The 20,366-nt window shown below is 67.4% G+C and carries 18 protein-coding genes; 15 read left to right on the top strand and 3 right to left on the bottom strand.

What is annotated here, in order from left to right:
- The first annotated feature begins 7 nt into the window (after positions 1-7).
- The 14 genes from ACFXHA_RS13820 (at position 8) to ACFXHA_RS13755 (ending at position 14,021) form a co-directional block, all read left to right on the top strand.
- Positions 8-661, top strand: coding sequence for a TcmI family type II polyketide cyclase (locus ACFXHA_RS13820; RefSeq protein ID WP_379356362.1), 654 nt, complete (start codon positions 8-10; stop codon positions 659-661).
- Entirely contained in the window at positions 658-1,929 is a 1,272-nt protein-coding gene (locus ACFXHA_RS13815) for a beta-ketoacyl-[acyl-carrier-protein] synthase family protein (protein WP_379356360.1), read from the top strand. The genes ACFXHA_RS13820 and ACFXHA_RS13815 overlap by 4 nt, the downstream gene beginning before the upstream one ends.
- A complete protein-coding gene (locus ACFXHA_RS13810; protein ID WP_379356358.1) occupies positions 1,926-3,206 on the top strand; it encodes a ketosynthase chain-length factor in 1,281 nt (426 codons plus the stop codon). Before ACFXHA_RS13815 ends, ACFXHA_RS13810 begins: the two co-directional genes overlap by 4 nt.
- Entirely contained in the window at positions 3,203-3,460 is a 258-nt protein-coding gene (locus ACFXHA_RS13805; protein WP_379356356.1) for an acyl carrier protein, read from the top strand. Before ACFXHA_RS13810 ends, ACFXHA_RS13805 begins: the two co-directional genes overlap by 4 nt.
- 11 nt (positions 3,461-3,471) lie before the next feature.
- Positions 3,472-4,248 carry a 3-oxoacyl-ACP reductase FabG gene (gene fabG, locus ACFXHA_RS13800; RefSeq protein WP_379356354.1) on the top strand — a complete coding sequence of 259 codons (777 nt, stop codon included), beginning with the start codon at positions 3,472-3,474 and terminating at the stop codon, positions 4,246-4,248.
- Positions 4,249-4,260: 12 nt separating this feature from the next.
- Positions 4,261-5,220 (top strand): aromatase/cyclase, encoded by a 960-nt coding sequence (locus tag ACFXHA_RS13795; protein WP_379356352.1) that lies wholly within the window; start codon positions 4,261-4,263, stop codon positions 5,218-5,220.
- On the top strand, positions 5,217-6,074 hold the full coding sequence (locus ACFXHA_RS13790) for an alpha/beta hydrolase (RefSeq protein ID WP_379356350.1): 858 nt from the start codon (positions 5,217-5,219) through the stop codon (positions 6,072-6,074). The genes ACFXHA_RS13795 and ACFXHA_RS13790 overlap by 4 nt, the downstream gene beginning before the upstream one ends.
- Positions 6,075-6,090: 16 nt before the next feature.
- Positions 6,091-7,674, top strand: coding sequence for an acyl-CoA carboxylase subunit beta (locus tag ACFXHA_RS13785; RefSeq protein ID WP_379356348.1), 1,584 nt, complete (start codon positions 6,091-6,093; stop codon positions 7,672-7,674).
- Positions 7,675-7,687: 13 nt separating this feature from the next.
- On the top strand, positions 7,688-7,855 hold the full coding sequence (locus tag ACFXHA_RS13780; protein ID WP_379356346.1) for a hypothetical protein: 168 nt from the start codon (positions 7,688-7,690) through the stop codon (positions 7,853-7,855).
- Between the two features lie 3 nt (positions 7,856-7,858).
- Positions 7,859-8,272, top strand: a complete 414-nt coding sequence (locus ACFXHA_RS13775; protein ID WP_379356344.1) for a lipocalin-like domain-containing protein — start codon at positions 7,859-7,861, stop codon at positions 8,270-8,272.
- A 24-nt stretch (positions 8,273-8,296) separates the two neighbouring features.
- A complete protein-coding gene (locus ACFXHA_RS13770) occupies positions 8,297-9,055 on the top strand; it encodes an SDR family NAD(P)-dependent oxidoreductase (protein ID WP_379356342.1) in 759 nt (252 codons plus the stop codon).
- Complete coding sequence (locus ACFXHA_RS13765) at positions 9,048-10,595, top strand: phytoene desaturase family protein (RefSeq protein ID WP_379356340.1); 1,548 nt, start codon at positions 9,048-9,050, stop codon at positions 10,593-10,595. Before ACFXHA_RS13770 ends, ACFXHA_RS13765 begins: the two co-directional genes overlap by 8 nt.
- Positions 10,595-11,149: a pyridoxamine 5'-phosphate oxidase family protein gene (locus ACFXHA_RS13760; RefSeq protein WP_379356338.1), complete on the top strand. Its 555-nt coding sequence runs from the start codon at positions 10,595-10,597 to the stop codon at positions 11,147-11,149. The genes ACFXHA_RS13765 and ACFXHA_RS13760 overlap by 1 nt, the downstream gene beginning before the upstream one ends.
- A gap of 271 nt (positions 11,150-11,420) precedes the next feature.
- A complete protein-coding gene (locus ACFXHA_RS13755; RefSeq protein ID WP_379356336.1) occupies positions 11,421-14,021 on the top strand; it encodes a hypothetical protein in 2,601 nt (866 codons plus the stop codon).
- A gap of 75 nt (positions 14,022-14,096) precedes the next feature.
- Here the strand turns inward: ACFXHA_RS13755 and ACFXHA_RS13750 are convergent, their stop codons facing one another.
- From ACFXHA_RS13750 to ACFXHA_RS13740, 3 genes are read right to left on the bottom strand one after another with little or no spacing between them, the layout of a single operon-like run.
- Complete coding sequence (locus ACFXHA_RS13750) at positions 14,097-15,593, bottom strand: gamma-aminobutyraldehyde dehydrogenase (RefSeq protein WP_379356334.1); 1,497 nt, start codon at positions 15,591-15,593, stop codon at positions 14,097-14,099.
- Positions 15,590-16,957, bottom strand: coding sequence for an aspartate aminotransferase family protein (locus ACFXHA_RS13745; protein ID WP_379356332.1), 1,368 nt, complete (start codon positions 16,955-16,957; stop codon positions 15,590-15,592). Before ACFXHA_RS13745 ends, ACFXHA_RS13750 begins: the two co-directional genes overlap by 4 nt.
- A 24-nt stretch (positions 16,958-16,981) precedes the next feature.
- The gene (locus ACFXHA_RS13740; RefSeq protein ID WP_379356331.1) at positions 16,982-18,472 is read right to left on the bottom strand and encodes a CoA-acylating methylmalonate-semialdehyde dehydrogenase; all 1,491 of its coding nucleotides are present in this window, start codon (positions 18,470-18,472) and stop codon (positions 16,982-16,984) included.
- Positions 18,473-18,552: 80 nt separating this feature from the next.
- On the opposite strand from ACFXHA_RS13740, the gene ACFXHA_RS13735 reads away from it, so the two are divergent.
- The gene (locus tag ACFXHA_RS13735; RefSeq protein ID WP_379356329.1) at positions 18,553-20,211 is read left to right on the top strand and encodes a PucR family transcriptional regulator; all 1,659 of its coding nucleotides are present in this window, start codon (positions 18,553-18,555) and stop codon (positions 20,209-20,211) included.
- The last annotated feature ends 155 nt before the right edge of the window (positions 20,212-20,366 follow it).

The following is a 20,366-nucleotide window of genomic DNA, read 5'->3' as shown; positions in this document are numbered from 1 at the left end:
CGAAGGCATGCACACCACTGTCACGGTCGCCAGGATGACCGTCACGGCGCGCGATCGCGTCGCCGCCGGGTTCGCGGATTTCGATGCCGCGGACTCCCCGGCCGAGCCGAAAATCCTTCGGCGACAACTCTTTCACTACCACGACGAGCTGCTCATCCAGGTCGTCGACAGTGACGCACCCCCTGTTGAATTCGCCGAGCAGAGGGACGGCGCACCCACCGGTCCGGAGCTGACAACGGAGTTGAGCGGATACGACGGTGCCGCGACCCCGTTTCGTCCGGCCGCACAGCGCTACTACCACTGGCTGCCCGGCCCGGTGCATCCGAGCATGTACAGCACGCTGGTGGTGAACCGGCTGACCCCGGCCCGTCGCCCGCAGGTCGCGAGCCTGTTCGCGGACTTCGACACCACCGAGGTCCCGCATCGTATGGGTACCCGGCGGCGGCAGTTGTTCGCCTACTCCGGTGTCTATTTCCACCTCCAGGATTTCGAGACCCCCGACGGCGGCGAGGTGATCGCCCAGGCGTGGAAGCAGGCCGATCCGCGCTTCATTCAGATCTGCGACGACCTCGACCCGTTGATCGAGAAGTACGACGTGGCCACCTGGCGCAAGCCCGCCGACGCCGTCGCACAACGCTTCTACCACTGGGAGAAAGCATGAACGCCCGCCGTGTCGTCATTACCGGACTCGAGGTGATCGCCCCCGGCGGGGTCGGTACCAAACAGTTCTGGGAGCTGCTCACCTCCGGCCGCACCGCCACCCGGCGGATCAGTTTCTTCGACCCGGACCAGTTCCGCTCCCGGGTCGCCGCGGAGGTCGATTTCGATCCGGAGCGCCACGGCCTCACCCCGCAGGAGATCCAACGCCTGGACCGCACCGGGCAATTCGCGGTGGTGGGCGCGCGCAATGCGGTCGCCGACAGCGGGCTGGAATTCGACACCCTGGACCCGTACCGCATCGGGGTGGCCCTGGGCAGTGCGGTCGGCGCGACCATGCGACTCGAACAGGACTATCGGGTCATCAGCAATGGTGGACGGCTGCACCTGGTCGATCAGAAGTACGCCGACCAGCATCTCTATCAGCACCTCATCCCCAGTTCGCTGGCCGCCGAGGTGGCGCTGACCGTCGGCGCGCAGGGTCCGGTCACGGTGGTGTCCTCCGGCTGTACCTCCGGGCTGGACTCGGTCGGTTATGCCGTGCAGCTCATTGCCGACGGCTCGGCCGATGTCATGGTCACCGGGGCTTCGGATGCGCCCATCTCGCCGATCACCATGGCCTGCTTCGACGCCATCAAGGCGACCACGCCGCGCCACGACGCACCCGAATGCGCCTCGCGCCCTTTCGATGCCACCCGCAACGGTTTCGTACTCGGCGAGGGCACGGCCATGTTCGTGCTGGAGGAACTGCACGCGGCCCGGCGGCGCGGCGCGCACATCTACGCCGAGATCGCCGGCTACGCCACCCGATCCAACGCCTACCACATGACCGGATTGCGGTCGGACGGTAAGGAAATGGCGGAGGCCATCCGGGTGGCGTTGCGCGAGGCCGGGCTGCCGGGCGAATCGGTGGACTACATCAACGCGCACGGGTCGGGCACCAAGCAGAACGATCGGCACGAGACCGCGGCCTTCAAGCGGAGCCTGGGCGCACACGCCTACCTGGTTCCGGTGAGTTCGATCAAATCCATGGTCGGGCATTCGCTGGGCGCGATCGGGTCCATCGAGATCGCGGCCTCGGTGCTGGCGATCGGCGCGAATGTGGTGCCGCCGACGGCGAATCTGCGCAACCCCGATCCGGAATGCGACCTGGATTATGTGCCGCTCATCGCGCGCGACCACCGCACCGACACGGTGCTGACCGTGGGCAGTGGCTTCGGCGGCTTCCAGAGCGCCATGGTGCTGACCTCGGTGACGGGAGCCGCGGCATGACCGGCACGCTGATCAATGGAGCCGACCTAGGGCGCGACGCCGACCTCGACGCGACCACCGCGGTGATCACCGGGATCGGCATCACCGCACCGAACGGCCTTGGTAAGCAGGAGTATTGGGAGGCGGTCCGGGCCGGGCGCAGCGGTATCGGCCGCATCACCCGTTTCGATCCCTCCGGGTATCCAGCGACCCTGGCCGGTGAGGTGCCGGGCTTCGAAGCGGCGGAGCATCTCCCCAATCGTCTGCTGCCGCAGACCGATCAGGTCACCCGCCTTGCCTTGGTCGCGGCGGAATGGGCGCTCGCCGACGCCGGGATCGACACCACCGCACTCGCGGAATTCGATATGGGTGTGCTGACCGCGTCCGGTTCGGGCGGTTTCGAATTCGCGCAGCGTGAGCTGTGCAGCCTGTGGAGTCGCGGCAGTCAGTATGTGAGCGCCTATCAGTCCTTCGCGTGGTTCTACGCGGTCAACAGCGGGCAGATCTCCATCCGACACGGGCTCAAGGGGCCCAGCGGTGTCGTGGTGAGCGATCAGGCCGGCGGCCTCGACGCGATCGGGCACGCCCGCAGGCAGATTCGCAAGGCCACCCCGTTGATGGTGTCGGGCGGGATGGACGCCTCCCTGTGCCCGTGGGGCTGGGCGGCCCTGTGGACCAGCGGCCGGGTGCACGCCGGCAGCGATCCCGAGCGCGCGTACCTCCCGTTCGATCCGCGGGCCTCCGGGCACGTACCGGGCGAGGGGGGTGCGATCCTGATCATGGAATCCGCGGCCACCGCCCGCGCCCGCGGTGCGCACAGCTACGGCGAAATCGCCGGTTACGCCGCGACTTTCGATGCCCCGCCGCACGCGCAGCGGGAGCCCGGTCTGGCCGCGGCCATCGACATGGCCTTGGCCGACGCCGGGGTGGCCGCGAGCGACATCGACGTCGTCTTCGCCGACGCCGCCGGCATCCCCGAACTCGATCGCATCGAGGCCGATGCGATCGCCGACACCTTCGGCTACCGCGCGGTCCCGGTCACCGCACCGAAAACCATGACGGGACGGCTGTATTCGGGTGCCGGCCCCCTCGATGTGGCCACCGCGCTGCTGGCCATGGCGGCCGGGGAGATCCCGCCGACCGTCAATGTCACCCCGAGCTCCGACTCACCGCTGGATCTGGTGGTCGGTGGGGCGCGGCGCGCAACGGTGCGTGCCGCGCTCGTGCTCGCCCGCGGCCAAGGCGGATTCAACTCCGCCGTCGTCCTGTTCGGCCCCGATGGAAGGAAGAGACCATGACATTCACCCTCGACGACCTCACCCGCATTCTCGAGGAGGGTTCCGGCGCCCCCGAGGGCGTGGACCTGGCGTCCGGCATTCTCGACCGCACCTTCGAGGATCTCGGCTACGACTCCCTGGCCATGCTCGAGACGGCCAGCCGGGTCGAACGCGAATTCGGTGTGACGCTGGAGGATTCGACCGTCATCGACGCCACCACCCCGCGCACCTTCCTGGCCGCGGTGAACGCGCTCATCCCCGTCCCCACCACCTAGCAGGAGTCACCATGTCGCAACGCCACGCCCTGGTCACCGGAGCGACCAGCGGAATCGGCCTGGCCGTCGCCCAACTGCTCGGGGCCGCCGGGCATCGGGTCTACCTCGGGGCACGGACCGCCGAGAATGTCGCCACCACGGTGAAGCAACTGCGCGAGACGGGCCTCGAGGTGGACGGCGCCGCGGTCGATGTGCGGGACGGTGATTCGGTGCGTGAGTTCGTCACCGCCGCCGCCGCGTGCTTCGGCCCGGTCGACGTCCTGGTCAACAATGCGGGCATCAGCGGTGGCGGCGTCACCGCCGATCTCGGGGACGAGGTCTGGGACAACGTCATCGAGACCAATCTCAACAGTGTCTTCCGGATGACCCGGGAGGTGCTCAATACCGGTGGTATGCGCGGGCTCGAGCGCGGGCGCATCATCAATATCGCCTCGACCGCCGGCAAACAGGGCGTGGTGCTCGGTGCGCCGTACTCCGCGTCCAAGCACGGGGTGGTCGGCTTCACCAAGGCGCTGGGCAATGAGCTCGCCCCGACCGGCATCACCGTGAACGCCGTCTGCCCCGGCTACGTGGAAACGCCTATGGCACAGCAGGTTCGCAAGAACTACGCCACGCTCCAGCAGACCACCGAAGATGCCGTGATGGCGAAGTTCACCGCCAAGATTCCACTCGGCCGCTACTGCACGCCGGAGGAGGTGGCGGGGCTGGTGGGCTACCTGGCCTCCGACACCGCCGCATCCATCACCGCGCAGGCATTGAACGTCTGCGGCGGGCTCGGGAACTTCTGAAGGGAAGCCATCATGGCCGAATCAACCACGGAGACCATCGAATCCGTCACCGGGCAGACCGAGCACAGCATCGAGATCGCCGCGCCCGCGGCCACCGTCTACGCACTGCTGGCCGAGGTGGGGAACTGGCCGCAGTTGTTCCCGCCCACCATTTTCGCCGACTATCTGGAGCACGACGAGCACGAACAGCGCATTCGGATCTGGGCCACCGCGGGCGACGGCGTCAAGCATTGGATCTCGCGGCGCGTGCTCGATCCGGCGCTGCGGCGCATCGAATTCCGTCAGGAGGTCAGCAGCGACCCGGTGGCGGCGATGGGTGGCACCTGGATCGTCGACGCGCTGCCCGACGACCGCTCCCACGTCCGCCTGCTGCACGATTATCGGGCGGTCAGCGCGGACCGGCTGGGCTGGATCGACGACGTGGTCGACCGCAATTCGCGCACCGAACTCGCCGCGCTGAAGGCGAATGTCGAACTCGGCGTCGCGGGCTCGGAAGCGGCGTTCTCGTTCGAGGACACCGTCGAGGTGCTGGGTTCGGCCGAGGACGTGTTCGGGTTCCTCAGTGAGGCGCAGTTGTGGCCGGAGCGGCTGCCGCATGTGGCGGGGGTGTCGCTGACCGAGCCGGGGCCGGGCATCCAGTCGCTGTCGATGGATACCGTCGCCGTCGACGGTTCCCAGCACACCACCATGTCCTACCGAATCGTGTTCCCGTCGCACAAGATCGCCTACAAGCAGCTCACCATGCCCGCCCTGATGACGCTGCACACCGGGTACTGGACGGTGCGGCCGCTCGCGGCGGGGGTGTCGGTGTCCTCGCAGCACAGTGTGGTGATCAACACCGAGAACATCGCCACGGTACTGGGGCCCGACGCCGGCATCGCCGAGGCCAAGGCGTACGTGCAGCGGGCCTTGAGCACCAACAGCCTGGCGACGCTGCGGCATGCCAAACAGTATGCCGAGGCCAGATCATGAGCCGGGGCGAGGCGGTGCGGGTGGTGTCGCCCGGCGTGCACCGAATACTGCTGGACGCCAATGGTATTACGTTGTCGGCGTTGTTCAGCACCCCCGCACTGGATCTGCCGCGCGCCACCATCGTGGCCCTGCACGGGGCGGGGATGTCCGGGGCCTACTTCCACGGGCTGGCGCACCCCGACGTCTCCCTGCTCACCACCGCCACCCGAATGGGTTACGCGGTGCTCGCCCTGGACCGGCCCGGGTACGGTGCGTCCGCCGAACAGCTGCCGGACGGGCAATTACTCGCCGGGCAGGTGGAGACGGTGCGCACCGCCCTGGCCGACTTCACCGCCCACCATGACATCGGGGCCGGGCTGTTCCTGCTCGGGCATTCCTTCGGTGGCAAACTCGCGCTCGCGCTCGCCGGGGACGACGAATTCGGCGGTGTGGAGGTGTCCGGGTGCGGGCATCGCTTCGCGCCCCTCGCTGCGGACGCCAAACTCTGGAAACGCAATTGGGGCGACCTGCAACTGTATCCGCCGCAGACCTTCCGGCAGGCGGGCTCTGCGGTGGATACCCCGCCGCCGCTGGAGTTGGCCGAGGCGCTGGGGTGGCCGGCGGCCTTCGCCGAGGCGGCCGCTCGGATCCGGATTCCGGTGCGGCTCAGCTTCGCCGAACAGGAACGGTGGTGGCGCACCGATGCCGCCACCCTCGACGAACTGCCCGCCCTGTTCGCATCAGCGCCCCGGGTCAGCGTCGCCCGGATACCGCACGCGGGCCACAACATCAGCCTCGGCTGGGCGGCGCGCGCGTACCACGCCGGTGCGCTGGCCTTCTTCGAAACGTGCCTGCTCGACCGCGCCGCCGCCTGACCGAGGAGGACCAGCCATGACCGAGGAATCCACGCTGCCGCGCCCCGCCGAGGCGGAGACCTTCGATCGCGTCGACGAACTGCGCCTCCGCAAGGAACTGGCCGCGGCCGGGCCCGGCGCTGCCGCCACCGAGCGACAGCACGCCAAAGGGAAATTGACCGCACGGGAACGTATTTCACTACTGCTCGATCCGGATTCGTTCACCGAGATCGAGGCGTTGCGGCGGCATCGTGCCATCGGATTCGGACTCGAACAGCAGCCGTACACCGATGGGGTGATCACCGGGTGGGGGACGGTGGACGGGCGGACCGTCTTCGTCTACGCCCACGACTTCCGCATCTTCGGTGGTTCGCTGGGCGAGGCGCATGCCGAGAAGATCCACAAGCTCATGGATTTGGCGCTCTCGGCCGGTGCGCCGCTGGTCTCGCTCAACGACGGTGCGGGCGCGCGCATCCAGGAGGGTGTGACGGCGCTGGCCGGTTACGGCGGCATCTTCCGGCGCAATACCGCTGCCTCCGGGGTGATTCCGCAGATCAGCGTCATGCTGGGGCCGTGTGCCGGCGGTGCGGCGTACGCGCCCGCGCTGACCGACTTCGTGCTCATGGTGCGCGGTATCTCGCAGATGTTCATCACCGGGCCGGAGGTGGTTACCGCGGTCACCGGCGAATCGGTGACCTTGGAGGGGCTGGGCGGCGCGGATGTGCACGCCGAACAGTCCGGGGTCGCGCATTTCGTGCACGATGACGAGGCCGCCTGTCTCGCCGATGTGCGCTACCTGCTCTCCTTTCTGCCCCAACACAATCGGGAGCTGCCACCGGTGGTGCCGACCGATGATCCGGCCGATCGGTGCTGTCCCGCACTCACCGATCTGGTGCCCGAGATCGGCACCGTGCCCTACGACATGCGCGAGGTGATCGCCGAAATCGCGGATGACGGAGCCTTTCTGGAGGTTCACGAACGCTGGGCGGGCAATGTGATCGTCGCCCTGGCTCGGATGGACGGGCACACCGTGGGATTCGTGGCCAATCAGCCGAACTGTCTGGCCGGCACCCTCGACATCAGTGCCAGCGAGAAGGCTGCGCGCTTCGTGCAGATGTGCGATGCCATGAACATTCCGCTGATCACCCTCCTGGACGTGCCGGGATTCCTGCCCGGTGTCGGTCAGGAGCACGGCGGGATCATCCGGCACGGCGCGAAACTGCTGTACGCGTACTGCAATGCCACCGTGCCGCGCATCTCGATCGTGCTGCGCAAGGCCTACGGCGGTGCGTACATCGTGATGGATTCGCGCAGTGTCGGCGCGGATCTCGCGCTGGCCTGGCCCACCAATGAGATCGCGGTCATGGGAGCCGAGGGCGCGGCGAACGTGGTGTTCCGCAAGCAGATCGCCACCGCGGCGGATCCGGCGGCCACGCGCAGCGAACTCGTCGCCCGCTACGCGCGCGAACTCATGCATCCCTACTACGGCGCAGAACGCGGATTGATCGACGACGTGATCGATCCGGCCGACACCCGCGCGGTGCTGATCCGGTCGCTGACCATGCTGCGCGCCAAGCATGCCGACCTACCCGCCCGCAAACACGGCAACCCGCCCCTGTAATCGAGGAGTTCAGATGATCCACCCGATAACAGTTTTCGATCTCGATGCCGAACTCAGCGATGAGCTCATCGCGGCGATCGCCCTGGTGCTGCTACCGGACGACGGGCCGGATGCCGATTCGTCCCCGCGCCGGATTCCGGACGCGCGCACCGGCTTCCGCAATCCGCGCGGCTGGCGATAGGACATGCCGCGTCCCGATGAACTCGTGGGTGCGTGGCGGCTGGAATCCTTCCACGACACCGACGCCGGCGGCGGGCCGATCACCGGCCCGCTCGGCGAGGATCCCTCCGGGTTCCTGCTGTACACCGCCTGCGGGCACCTCGCGGTCGGCATGATGCGCACCGCACCCGGTGCGGGTCCCGACTACATGGGGTATGGCGGCCGCTGGCATCTCACCGACGGCGTGCTGCGCCACCAGATTCTGGTCTGCTCCCGCCCGGACTGGGTGGGCGTGGAACAGATTCGGGTGGCAGAGCTGGCCGACGACCTGCTGACCATTCGCACCGATCCCGACAACGGCCGAATTGTGCAGTGGCGCAAGACCGGCGGCGCCTCTGCCGCCGCACCGATCGATATCGACTCCGAGAAGGAACGATGAACAACACAGCAGTACAGGAGCGTCATGCGCTTCGAGGGTAAGACCGCGCTGATCACCGGATCCAGCGAAGGCATCGGCTTCGCCATCGCGGCCGCACTGGTGGCCGAGGGCGCGAAGGTGATCCTGACCGCGCGACGAGAATCGGCGCTGACCGCCGCCGCCGGGCGGCTCGGGGCGGGAGCGTCCTGGTCCAGCGGGGATATTTCCGCCCCGGAGGCGGCGCAGCGGGCCGTCGATCACGCACTCCAGATCGGCGACAGCTTGGACCTGGTGGTGTGCAATGCCGGAATCCTCATTCCCGGTGTGGTTTTCGCGCAGCCCATGGCGGAGGTCGACCGCATCATCGACGTGAATCTGCGCGGCACCATCGCCACCGTCGCGGCGGCCGCACCGGCATTGGCGAAACAGCCGTCCTCGGCGATCGTGGTGATCTCCTCGTCCATCGGCCGCAAGCCTGCAGCGGGCACCGGGGTCTACGGCGCGACCAAAGCGGCACTGCACTACCTGATTCCGACCTGGGCAAGTGAGCTGGGGCCCATGGGCATTCGCGTCAACGGGGTGTGCGCGGGCATTACCGAAACCCCTGGCTTCCGCGCGGGTGCGGAGGCGATTCCCGGGCTCGAACAGGCCGTGCTCGCCACCAATGTGATCAAGCGCATCGCGACCGCCGAGGAGGTGGCGGGACCGGTGCTCACCCTGCTGGACCCCGCGGCCAGCGGTTTTGTCACCGGTTCGGTCTGGGATATCGACGGCGGCTTCGGACTCGGAGGACAGCATGGCTGAGCACGATGTGATCGTGGTGGGCGCGGGACACAACGGTCTGACCGCGGCGGCGTATCTCGCCGCCGCCGGGCTGGATGTGCTGGTGCTGGAATCGAAGTCGGAGATCGGCGGCGGCGTGGTCAGCGAGGAGGTGACCCTGCCCGGTCACCATCACGACCTGCACGCCGCGGCGCATATCTTCATCCAGGGCAATCCCATGATTCGCGAGGACGAGCTCGGGCTGATCGCCGAGCACGGACTCAGCTACGTCTACCCCGACCCGAGCATGTCGGTGGTGTTCCCGGACGATGATTTCATCGCCTTCTACTCCGATGTGCACAAGACGGCCGAAACCATTGCCCGGATCTCCCCGGTGGATGCCGAAAACTATCTGCGCTTCTACGAATTCGCGAGTCCGCTGCTGGATCAGCTGCTGCCGTCGCTGTTCGTCCCGCCCGCACCGCTGGGCGCGTTGTTCGCGCAATTGGAGCAGTCCGAGATCGGCCGGGAGACCATGCGAGTGCTCATGATGAGCTATCTCGACGTCTGCAACGAATGGTTCGAGCACCCGAAAGTCAAAGCCGCCCTGGTGCGCTGGGTGTCGGAACTGCTCGTCGCGCCGGACGAGGGCGGCACCGGGGCCTTCCTGTTGCTGATGGTGCCGTTCATCCACCGGTACGGCATGGGGCTGGCGGTCGGCGGATCGCAGTCGCTGTCGGATGCGCTGGCGGCGTCCTTGGCTGCGCGCGGGGGCAGTATTCGCACGGGCATGAAGGTCGAGCGGTTCCGCTTCGACGGCGACCGGGTGGTGGGCGTGCGCTGCGCGGACGGCACCGAATTCACCGCTCGCCGTGCGGTTTTGGCCGATCTCAATATCAAGCAGATCCCCGCCATGGTCGACCATCGTTTCGGTGCGGAATGGGAGCGCAAGGTCGATCGCATCAAGCCGGCCAGCTTCCGGTTGGTGGCGGGCCATATCGTGCTGAGTGAGCCGCCGGAGTTCCGGGCGGGCCCCGCGGTCACCGAGGCCGGCTTCCAGGAGATCACCCTGCCGCTGCCCGAATTGCTGCGCACCTTCGATCAATTGAAGTACGGCGAGCCGGTCCACACCATCCCGACGGTCTCCACCGCCACCCGCTGGGATGCCACCCGCGCCCCGGACGGGCACCACACCCTGTACCTGCTCGGTTACGCCCCCATGGAGCTCGCCGAGGGTGATTGGGATGCCCGCAAGGAAGAGATCTTCGACCGGGTCTTCACGACCTTCTGCGAGATGACCACCAATATCGGTGCCGCCCAGGTGCTTTCCCGCATCGTCCACAGCCCCTTGGACATGGCCCGCTACAACGAGGCGTGGGTGGACGGCGACGCGGGCCACTTCGGCTGCCAGCTGTTCCAATTCATGGGCTTCCGTCCACTCCCGAACATGGGCTACCGCCTCCCCGCCGAGGGCTTCTACCTCGTCGGCCCCTCCACCCACCCCGGCCAGGGCGTCACCGGCGGCGCGCGGGCCGCGGCCTTCGCCGTGCTCGCGGATCTCGGCCTGAGTTTCCCGGTCTGATGGCCACCCCCGAACCCACCCTGCCCGAGATCCAGGACGCGATCATCGACCTGCTCCGCACCGAGCAACTCGCCGCCCTCGCGACCATCGACGCGCAGGGCGCACCCTCCACCTCGGCCATGCACATCGCGGCCGACGGCCTCATCGCCTACATGCACACGTTCCAATCCAACCGCAAACACGCCCACATGCAACAGAATCCAAACGTCAGCTACGTAGCGAGCTACTTCCCACCCGACGGCTACGCCGGCCGCGCCGACATCCGCTCCCTGCAAATCCAAGGCCACGCCACCCTGGTCACCGACCCCGCCGAACTCCAGCGAGCGGTGCAACTGAGCTTCGAGCAATTCCCCTGGCTCGCAGACACATCCCTCTACAACAACATCAAACTCCCCGACCAAGGCCAACAAGTCTTCTACCGAATCCAACCCCAACGCGGCCTCTGGTCCGACCACCGAGTCCGCCAACTCTGGCGCGTCCTACTCGATTTCAGCCCCGACGGCCGCACCCTAACCACCACCCACCCCTACAACACCCCCCGCCACCCCGCCTGACCCGCGGCGGTCCCCCGGCCCAAGACCCGTCCGGATCACAGATCCGAACGGGTCTTCGCCGTGCCGTCATGTGGCAGAACCAAGGCCCACCATCACCCCAGGTGCTGAACCGCAGTCGGACAAGCCAGCGATCCGGCGGCGGATGGCCGACTATCCGCTCGACCGCTTTCCGCGTAACTGAGCACGGCGACGAGCTGCGGTTTCCGCACCAAGAAGGCGTCGACAGTGCTGTACTGAGAGTGCTCATTCCGCTGTGTTACGGGGGTACGCGATGGGTAACGTCTGGCATCCGGCGAGCTTCTGGGGAGTCCTGGCCACCGGCACCGAACTCAATGATCCCGATATCTCTTTCGCCGCCGGTCAGCTGAACAGCGTCGTGCGGCTGGACGAAGAACCGGTTCCGGTGATCCTGGCTGCCGCCCAGTACAGCGGCGTCTGGTTGGTGGAAGTCGACGGCGGCGACGCCATCCCGTTGAGCACCACCTGGGATCGGCCGGGGCTCAACGTGATCCGGCGCGGCGTGCACGGGTCTCGGCACGTGTTCGCCGCCGGGGACGCGCTCTGGGAAACCGACACGACCGACAGCATGCCGCTCTTCGCGTGGCGCGAAATTCCGATCGTGGATGCGACGGGCACGCCATTGAATACCGGCGTCATCTATGACCTGGTGATCGTGCCCGAACCGAACACCATCGTGCTTGCGTGTCAGACCGGGGTCTACTGGGCCGAGATTCCGATCGCCGGCAGCGCCTACGCCTTCGACACCGCCCTCAATCTGACCGTCGGCCCGTTCAGCGGCATCGCGCTCGGACCCCAACGGACAGTGGTGGCCGCGGCTTGGGGCACTCCGCAGGACGTGCCACCGCGCGGCGGACTGTTCGTGGGCGAATGGCAGAGTCTCACCGGCCCACTCGTCTTCAGCGAAGCCAAATACCTGGGCGATACCGACAACCAGATGTTCATGCGCACCTCCATCGCGAGCTGCCCGAACGATCGCGTCATGATGTACGCCGTAGCCGGGGAATACCACGGCACGCGCGACAGCATCTACCAGGTATTGCGGTCCGGCGACGGTGGTCGATCATGGGCGGCGACCGGTAACAACGTGGTGCACCATTCGCCGTTGTTCGGCTACCCGACGACCAATACACCCGGCGATCAGCAGGCCCGCAACAACTGCATTGCCGTGGGAGCGAGCCCCGATGTGGTCGTCGTCGGTTGGCGCAACGGCTATTTCGTCTCCGAAAACCGCGGCGAAGCGTGGACGATGATCCCCGGCACCACACCGCACCTGCACACAGGCGTGCACGCGGTCGCGTTCGACGACCTCGATCCCAACGAGCGCACCCTGTTCATCTGCAGCGACGGCGGCATGGCCGTGACGACGGACCTGGGAGCAACCCACTCCTCCCTCACGAATCGGAAACTACCGAACCTCGAGGCCCGCTGCGTGGACCGCAACCACCAGACCACCGAACGCGGGTTCCTGACAGCGCGCGGCGGGACCGCGGGCGTCATGGCAATGAGCCTGCAGGACAACGGGGATGCCTACATCTCGTTGTACCCGGCGGACCAACCGTGGCGGCCGCTGGACGAGGGCGACGGCGAACAGGTGGCGCTGCTACACGACGGGAATCTGCTCTACCGCGACTTCTCGACGGTCGACCAGAACAACGTGGAGTTCGGCAATCGCGTGCGTGAAGCGTGGTTCGATCGGCCGTCCGGCACTTTCACCAACCTCTCGATCTTTCCCACGCAGCCGCTGTCCGACGGCGTGGTCCCGCTGGACGGTGTCGCCGACGGCCTCGGGTCGCCGGACGTGCTCGCCGCCGTCACCGCACCGAGCTGGGCGAACAGTAGTGGCGAACTGCTTGTCGCGGTCGCGGTGAAGGACCAGGCGTTGTACGGGATGTTCGCCGGCGCGCCGAACCCCTATTGGAAGCGCCTCGCGACCCTGAGCCTGTGGCGTCACGGAGTCGGGCCGGGGGCGGAATTCGCGACGGCGATCGGTTCCGGAGATGGCGACGGCATCATCGTCGGCACCAGCACCGGGCGGCTGCTGCAGCTCATGCCCGACAGCTGGCATGTGCACGACACCACGCCGAAACCGTTGCCCGGCACCATCGCCCGTCTGGTGGTGCACACGCGGTACTACGCGTTCGCGATCGCAGCAGGACAGCAGCTGTGGGTCTTTCGGGAGTCGACCTGGACACAGTTGCCGGGTCCGCCTGCCGCTCCAGGTGATTTCGTCGGCCTGGCGACCGACACGACCGGGTATCCGGAAGCAGTGTTCGTCGCGACGGCGACCCAGGTCTTCGTCACCCGCGACAGCGGCCTGAACTGGGACGACATCTCGGCAGGTTTGCCCGCCGCGCCGCGCATCCGGGATCTGGTCTTCGTCCGCGATCCCAGCGGAGCCCATTTCCTTTTTGCCGCGACCGAGGGCTGGTCGGTGTGGCGTCGACAGCTCAACGGCACCGATGGCCATCGGCACACGGTCCGGGTGCAGGGCCACACGGACATGGTGGACCGCGTTGCCATCGGCCACGACATCTGGGCACACCCACAGTTCGGCAATACCGTGGAACTTGGGGCCGACGATCCATGGGCGTTCTTCTACTTCCAGCAAGACGACGGCGACGAAGTAGGTGTGATCATCAACTTCAATATCCAGTGGTACACAGACGATTCCATCGATCTCGCCTACGACATCGTGCTCTACACCAAGGACGAACTCGACGAATCGGAGCAGGACCATAAAGTGGGCACCGTCCACATCGCCGCCGGCGCCAGTCGGACCATCATCGAAGACCTGGTCATCGACGAATCATGGCCCGACCGCGCACACGTCGATATGACCGTCTTCAACTGACCGTGTCACCCAGGTAGAGACTTACGCGACGGCGCGGCCCCTGGGGATCGGATCGGTCCCTAGGGGCTGTCGCTGTCAGTTGGTGCGAAAGATGACGTCGTGCCAGGGTTTGTGGGGGGCTGGGGTGATGGCCGACATGACGTGTTTGGTGTTCGTGTATTCCTCGAAGGCGTAGGTGGACATGTCTTTTCCGAAACCGGAGGCCTTGAAGCCGCCGTGCGGCATCTCGCTGACGATGGGGATGTGGTCGTTGATCCAGACGCAGCCCGAGCGGATTTCGCGCGCGGCGCGCTGGGTGCGAAATACGCTGCGCGACCAGGCTGAGGCGGCCAGGCCGTAGGGGGTGTCGTTGGCCAGGGTGATGGCTTCGTCGTCGGTGTCGAAGGGCAGGACCACCAGGACCGGGCCGAAGATCTCGTGCTGCACGATCTCCGACTGCTGGTCAGCGCCGGTGATCAGCGTGGGTTCGTAGTACGCGCCCGCGTCCGGGGTGTGGTCCGGAATGCGGCCGCCGCGGACGATTTTCGCGCCGGATTCGCGGGCGCGTTCCACCATGCCGATTACTCGGTCCCGGTGGGTCCGGGAGATCAGGGAGCCCATATCGGTGTCCGGATCCTGGACCGGTCCCAGCCGGACCTGATCCATGAGCTCGGCGACGCGGCCGACGAATTCCTCGAACAGGGGCCTTTGCACGTATGCGCGGGTGGCGGCGGTGCAGTCCTGACCGGCATTGATCAACGCACCGGCGACCGCACCGCGCGCGGCGGCCTCCGGGTCGGCGTCGTCGAACACCACGAACGGTGCCTTGCCGCCGAGTTCGAGGTGCACCCGTTTGACCGCGCCGGCGGCGGTGGCGGCGACGCGTCTGCCGACGGCGGTGGAGCCGGTGAACGAAATCATCGCCACGGCAGGGTGTTCCACCAGCGGTTGCCCGGCCTCGGCCCCGGTCCCGGTGAGGACGTTGATGACACCGGGCGGGATGCCCGCCGCCGTGGCGGCTTCGGCGAACAACAGCGAGGTGAGCGGGGTCAGCTCGGAAGGCTTGAGCACCACCGTGTTTCCCGCCGCGACGGCGGGCAGGATCTTCCAGGCCGCCATCTGCAGCGGATAGTTCCACGGCGCGATGGACCCGATGACGCCGAGCGGCTCCCGGCGGATCGAGGAGGTGTGATCGCCGGAGTACTCGCCTGTCGCCTTGCCTTCGAGATGCCTTGCGGCACCGGCGAAGAAAGCGGTGTTGTCGATGGTGCCGGGCACGTCGAACTCGGTGGCCAGCCGGATCGGCTTGCCCGCGTTCTCGCTTTCGACCGCCGCGAATTCGTCGGCGCGAGTGCGCAATACCCGCGCCCACTCGTGCATGAGGTCCGATCGTGCGCCCGGCGTGAGCCCGGCCCAGCCGGGGAAGGCCGCCTGCGCGGCGGCCACGGCCGTCTCCACATCTGCGGCGTTCGCACCCGCGCCGGTGACTATCTCGTCACCGGTAGCTGGAGCCGTGATCGTCAGCGGCGCACCCGAACCGGATTGCCGTGCGCCGCCGATGTATTGCAGTTCCCGCTGATCCGTCACGCTCACACCGTATGCCCGTCCGCGACGGTCAGCGCATGATCGAGAATGGCCAGGCCCTCCTTGGCCTCGGCCTCGGAGATGGTGCAGGGCGGCACCACGTGCAGGCGGTTGAAGTTCACGAACAGCAGCAGTCCGGCCGCCTTCGCCGCGGCGACGGTCTCGGTCATGGCCGCGCTGGTCCCGCCGTACGGGGCGAGCGGTTCACGAGTGGCCCGGTCGCGGACCAGCTCGATCGCCCAGAACACGCCCAGCCCCCGGACCTCGCCGATGCTCGGGTGCCGCTCTGCCAATTCGCGCAGGGCGGGGCCGATGACGCGGTCGCTCATGTCGGCGGCATTCTCGACGATGCCTTCCTCCGCCATCGCATTGATGGTCGCGACGGCGGCGGCCGTGGCCAGCGGATGCCCGGAGTAGGTGAGCCCACCCGGATAGGCCCGATCATCGAAGGTCGCGGCAATGTGCGGTGCGATGGCGACGCCACCGAGCGGCACATAACCGGAGTTCACGCCCTTGGCGAAGGTGAGCAGATCGGGGACCACACCGGGGAAATGGTCGATGGCGAACCACTTTCCGGTGCGGCCGAAGCCCGCCATCACCTCGTCGGCGATGAACACGATGCCGTACCGATCGCACAGTTCCCGCACCCCGGCCAGATACCCCGGCGGCGGCACCATGATCCCGGCCGTACCCGGCACCGACTCCAGGATGATCGCGGCAATGGTGCTGGGCCCTTCGAACACGATGGTCTGCTCGAGATGCTGCAGCGCCCGCTCGCACTCCTCGGCCTCGGTGGTGGCGTGGAATTGCGAGCGGTACAGGAACGGCCCGAAGAAGTGCACGGTCCCGGTATTGCCGTGGTCGTTGGGCCAGCGGCGCGGGTCGCCGGTGAGGTTGACCGCGGTCTCGGTGCCGCCGTGATACGACCGGTAGCGCGAGAGCACCTTGTAGCGCCCGGTGTGCAGCCGGGCCATGCGCACCGCGTGCTCGACCGCGTCCGCGCCGCCATTGGTGAAGAAGATCCGATTCAGCTCACCGGGAGTGCGTTCGGTGATCAGCCGCGCGGCCTCGGAGCGAGCATCGTTGACGAACGCCGGGCCGATGGTGCACAGCGTGGCCGCCTGCTGCTGGATGGCGGCCACCACCTTCGGATGCTGGTGTCCGATATTGGTATTCACCATCTGGCTGGAGAAATCCAGCAGCCGATTGCCGTCGCCGTCCCACACATAGCTGCCCTGGGCGGCCGTGATCACCATGGGGTTCAGCGACTTCTGCGCCGACCAGGAGTGGAAGACGTGCTTGCGGTCCAATTCGTAGGCGCGAGCGGCCTTTTCGCGAGCCGCCTCGGGGGTCAAACCATTGGGCAGTGTCATGGAATGTCCTTGGGTGTCTCAGTCTTAGTGGTTCTGTGGGAAACCGAGGTTCAGGCCGCCGTGGCTGGGGTCGAGCCAGCGGGTGGTGACGGCCTTGGTGCGGGTGAAGAAGTGCACGCCGTCGGTGCCGTGCGCATGCGAATCGCCGAACAGGGAGTTCTTCCAGCCGCCGAAACTGTAGTAGGCCATGGGCACCGGAATCGGGACGTTGATCCCGACCATGCCGACCTCCACCTCGTTGTGGAAGCGTCGCGCCGCCCCACCGTCATTGGTGAACAGTGCGGTGCCGTTGCCGTACGGGTTGGCGCTGATGAGCGCCATCGCCTCGTCGTAGGTTTCGACGCGGACCACCGACAGCACCGGCCCGAAGATCTCATCGGTGTAGACGCTCATGTCGGGGGTGACGTGGTCGAGAATGGTGGGGCCGAGCCAGAATCCGTCGGCGGCACCGTCGGCGTCGATGGTGCGTCCGTCGAGAACCACCGTGGCCCCGGCCGTTTCGCCCGCCGCGATATAGCTCGCCACCTTGTCACGGTGCACCCGGGTGACCAGCGGACCCATATCGGTGCCACGCGTACCGTCGCCGGTGCGAATGGTCTTGGCGCGCTGATTGATTCGCTCGACGAGGTCGTCGGCGATCTCGCCCACCGCCACCAGTGCGCTGATGGCCATGCAGCGTTCGCCCGCCGAGCCGAACCCGGCATTGACGGCGGCGTCGGCGGCCAGGTCCAGATCGGCGTCCGGCAGCACCACCATGTGGTTCTTCGCTCCGCCCAGCGCCTGCACCCGCTTGCCGTTGGCGGTGCCGTGCTCGTAGACGTACTTGGCGATCGGGGTCGAGCCGACGAACGAGATCGCCTTGATCGCAGGGTTTTCCAGCAGTTCGTCGACCGCGACCTTGTCGCCCTGCACCACGTTGAACACGCCGTCGGGCAGTCCGGCCTCCTGCCAGAGTTCGGCCAGCCACAGCGATGCCGACGGATCCTTCTCGCTCGGCTTGAGCACCACGGTGTTCCCGGCCGCGATGGCGAGGGGGAAGAACCACATGGGCACCATGGCCGGGAAGTTGAACGGCGAGATGATCGCCACCGGTCCCAAAGCCTGTCGTACCGAGAAGATGTCGACCTTGGTGGAGGCGTTCTCGGTGTAGCCGCCCTTGAGCAGATGCGGTATGCCGCAGGCGAATTCCACCACTTCCAGTCCGCGGGTCACCTCGCCGAGGGCGTCGGCGAGCACCTTGCCGTGCTCGGCGGTGATGAGCGCGGCGAGTTCTTCCTTGCGCTCGTTGAGCAGTTCACGGAAGCGGAACAGTACCTGGGTGCGCCGGGCCAGGGAGGCGTCGCGCCAGCCCGGGAAGGCGGCGACGGCGGCCTCGACGACCGTGCGCACATCGGCCGCGGAAGCCAAGGCGACCTGTCCGGTCACCACGCCGGTGGCGGGATTGGTGACGGGGGCGCTCGCGGTGCTCGAACCGGCGAAGGATTTGCCGTCGAGCCAGTGTCCGATGGTGTTCATGCCCATACTCTGCGCCATTACCCGCCGGTTGACCCCCGACATTTTGTGCGCGATTTCGAACTTCGTTTTACGATTCGTCGGTGCTCCTCACCGTTGCCGACATCGTAGCCATGCCCGTGGTGCAGGCCGGGCAGCCCGAGCTGGCGGGCGGTGGCTCGCTGGATCGGCCGGTGCGCTGGGTGCATGTGAGCGAGCTGCCGGAGGTCGCCGAACTGCTGGTCGGGCGGGAGCTGATCCTCACCACCGGGCAGGCGCTGGCGGGCGCCGACGCGGCGACCGTCGCCTATCTGGAATCGCTGGCCGCCGCCGGAGTTTCGGGGCTGGTCGTCGAATTGGGCACCTACCTGCGGAGATTGCCGTCCGTCGTGATCTCGACCGCCGACCGCCTCGGCCTGCCCGTGGTCGCGCTGCAGCGCGTGGTGCGATTCGTGGAGATCACCGAGGCGGTGCACCGCGTGATCGTGGCCGACCAGTACGACGAACTCGAATTCGCCCGTACCGTCCACGAAACCTTCACCGCTCTCAGCGTTCGCCGCGCCTCGCTGGCCGAAATCGTGAAGACCGCTGCCGGAATGCTGGACACCTCGATCGTCCTGGAAGACCTGACCCACCGCGTGCTGGCTCTGACCGCCCGTCACACCGGCACCCCCGCCCTCCTCGAACAGTGGGAACACGTCTCCCGGCTACTCCCCGACACCGACCCGAACGTCGTCCCGGTAGGCCCGCACACCCAGCCCTGGGGGCGCCTCATCCTCCGCCCGGCACCCTCATCGCTCGCGAACGGCGGCGTGGAGTCCGTATCCGGCGGCGCCATAGGGTCGACCGCCCGCGCCCGGATGGTGCTGGAGCGGGCGGCGCAGACCTTGACGCTGCACCGCATGATCGAGCGGGACCGCTTCGGCCTGCATCGGCAGGCGCAGACCGGGCTCATCGACGACATGGTCACCGGCCGCCTCGGTGATGAGCGCGACGCCGTCGCCTTGGCCGCCGCTCTCGGTCTCGCTCGCCGCGCCCGATACGTCCCTCTCGCCGTGGATTTCGCGGCGGCCGAACTCGAGGGTGGATCCGCATCGGATCCGGTTGCGCAGCAACGCCGTACGGCTGCCCTGCTGGACGCCGCTCAGCACGGCATCGCACTGTCCAAGGCGACCGCCCTGGCCGCTCCCGAGCACGGCAACCGAATCATCCTGCTACTGGCCATCTCCCGCAGCGGTGACCTCGATACCGCCCTCACCGCGGTCTGCACCGCCATGCTCGCCGAAATCCGCCGCGTAGCAGGCGTCACCCACGCGGTCATCGGCGCGGCCCATGCCTCGGACTCCCTGCTCGACACCGCCCGCGAACTCTCCCACGCCGCCCACGTATCCGAAGTGGCTCTCGCCCTGGCCTCCTCCCGCCCCCGCCCCTTCTATCGCAGCGGCGACATCCGGCTGCGCGGCCTGCTCGCCCTCATCCGCGACGAGCCCGGCGTCCAACGCTTCGCCGAAACCGAACTCAGCGCCCTCTTACGCCACGACATCCGCAACTCCACCGACCTCACCACCACCCTGCGTCAATACCTCGACCTGGCAGGCAACAAAACCGAACTGGCAAAACGCCTCACCATCAGCCGTCCCACCCTCTACGACCGCCTCGCCCGGATCGAACGCATCCTCGCCGTGGACCTCGACGACGGCGAAACCCGAACCTCCCTCCACACCGCCCTGCTCATCCGAGACCTCCTCGCACCCCGCCCCTAGCCGGCCGCTGATCGGGCGGTGTCGCGCGCTCGCGATCGGCCGGATATACACCCCGCCGAGAATGCACTGGCGCAGGCATACGCCGAGAGGGCCTGTGCACCCGCGCATTCTCGCGGAGACGTCGGCGGTTCTGAGGAGCGTTGGGGGCGGGCATA

The sequence above is a fragment of the Nocardia sp. NPDC059240 genome (genome assembly GCF_042753865.1).
Lineage (GTDB): Bacteria > Actinomycetota > Actinomycetes > Mycobacteriales > Mycobacteriaceae > Nocardia.
This window is presented reverse-complemented; position numbering and strand designations above follow the sequence as displayed.